This is a genomic window from Novipirellula caenicola, assembly GCF_039545035.1.
GTDB classification, from domain to species: domain Bacteria; phylum Planctomycetota; class Planctomycetia; order Pirellulales; family Pirellulaceae; genus Novipirellula; species Novipirellula caenicola.
In genome coordinates this window covers 1-1,660 of the sequence record NZ_BAABRO010000067.1, presented here as the reverse complement: position 1 = coordinate 1,660, position 1,660 = coordinate 1, and the positions used below count along the sequence as shown (strand labels likewise).

The following is a 1,660-nucleotide window of genomic DNA, read 5'->3' as shown; positions in this document are numbered from 1 at the left end:
GATTCGATCACGTATTTTCCGTTCTCGTGACATTCTCGATTCATGGCACCGAGCGATTTCAGCTATTGTCGCACGAGCAGCGCACTGTTGTTGGTGACGCGATTCTTTACATTGCTCGCGTATTCGAGCTGGAGTACGATGAGATGCAATCTGCGATTGACGGCTTTTGGCACTTAGCCGAAGACTGATACAACGCAGAACCATGCGATGATACGGAGCGGCGGTGGTCGACGCCCACAAATGGAGAGCCAACTCCCGCCGCCCGCATATCGCGGCCGTTATCGCAACTAGCTGCGTGGCCTGCGTTGGTTTTGCAATTCATTCCACCGCTGGCGTAACGCGCGAATTTCCCGTTGGTGTTCGTGCAACATCTTGTCATCGCAGTCCGTTACACTAGCATCACTGGTCGATCCCAACGGTTGTCTGCTTGACGGGCCACCCACGGGGCGGGACGCCACCGCATCCATGCTCGATTCATGCTTGCTGCGATCTGCGATAACCATGCGATGGTGACGGAGCGGCGTCATCGTTTTTGCAAAGTGGTTCAATCACCCTTCGCCGCCCGCACATCGCTCCCGTTCCCCGATTGAAGTTCCCAGTTTGCTTGCATCTACCGCACTCTTCCTCTGCGTTCTAGCGACGCCTGCTTTCGCTTACTCAATCCGTCGCCATCTGCTTCGACCGGGTTCGGAACCATTGGTCTTCATGATCGCCTGCATATTCGCTTACTTCACACTGCTCTTTTTGATTCCGGTACGCCGCGCCGAAATCGAACAAGCGGCCGCAGCTTATGATGTCGCCGATACATCACCGCAAGCAGAAACTGCGCGACGTCGCATAAGCAATGACACTGGATTGACCCTCGCCCCAATCACCGAATTCGTGATCATCCCATTTTGGTGCGTGATCGTTTATGCTGTGATGGCGTCGGCTTACTGGCTGGGCACCTTGGTTGCCCGCAATCGATGACGTGGGGAACCGTCGGATGCACCCGAGCGGCGAAGTCGGGCGTTTTAAAATGGACAATCTCTCGTCGCCGCCGGGTGATTGGTGCCGTTATCGGACTGACTGGTCGCCTTTCCGCTCGCTTGACGCTACTCGGACACGGCAAACAAACTCGCACAATGCCCGTCGTCGTGACTCGGATCGCTAAAACCCTCGCGTGGATCGTCGCCTTCGGGCTGCTTGGGCTATCGCTCGCGCCGGCGATCGCCTCTGCGCCTCAGCATCGCTATGAACTTCAGTACGTGATTGTTGGGGGTGTTTGTGGGCTGCTAATTGGCGTCTTGCTTCACCGACCGTGGATTGCACCATGATCTTTGCCTGCGTATCGCCGTCCCGGCGTTGATTTCTGCTCGCGCAGATCTTGCTCGCCGCATGCTGGCGATGTTCCGTCGTTGCTTTCCACTCTCGCGGACCAACACTCGATCAATGCCCGCTATAATCGCCGATAACCATGGGTTGTTGACGGAGCGGCGGTGGTCGCCGTTACTGTCTGCTTGCACGTCAATCGCCGCCGCCCGCAAAACCCTGCCGTTCGCCGACTGGCAATACCCGGAGTTAAGCTATGAAACGGTTCACTCTAATTATTGCCGCTGTCATTTTTGCAGGTGGCATAGCTGGTGCGAAGGAGTACAGATACATCCTGTTCAACAAATAC

At 56.0% G+C, this 1,660-nt stretch carries 3 protein-coding genes; all 3 read left to right on the top strand.

Annotated elements, in window-relative coordinates; translation table 11 throughout:
- On the top strand, positions 1–188 hold a 188-nt coding region (locus tag ABEA92_RS31285; RefSeq protein WP_345689810.1), incomplete at its 5' end, for a hypothetical protein.
- A 517-nt stretch (positions 189–705) separates the two neighbouring features.
- Entirely contained in the window at positions 706–969 is a 264-nt protein-coding gene (locus tag ABEA92_RS31280) for a hypothetical protein (RefSeq protein WP_345689808.1), read from the top strand.
- Positions 966–1,316, top strand: a complete 351-nt coding sequence (locus ABEA92_RS31275) for a hypothetical protein (RefSeq protein WP_345689806.1) — start codon at positions 966–968, stop codon at positions 1,314–1,316. Before ABEA92_RS31280 ends, ABEA92_RS31275 begins: the two co-directional genes overlap by 4 nt.
- The last annotated feature ends 344 nt before the right edge of the window (positions 1,317–1,660 follow it).

What these genes read in the sequence shown, in the direction of transcription:
- ABEA92_RS31280 (WP_345689808.1), top strand. Translation starts at nt 706, where the DNA reads ATGATCGCCTGCATATTCGCTTACTTCACACTGCTCTTTTTGATTCCG.
- ABEA92_RS31275 (WP_345689806.1), top strand. Translation starts at nt 966, where the DNA reads ATGACGTGGGGAACCGTCGGATGCACCCGAGCGGCGAAGTCGGGCGTT.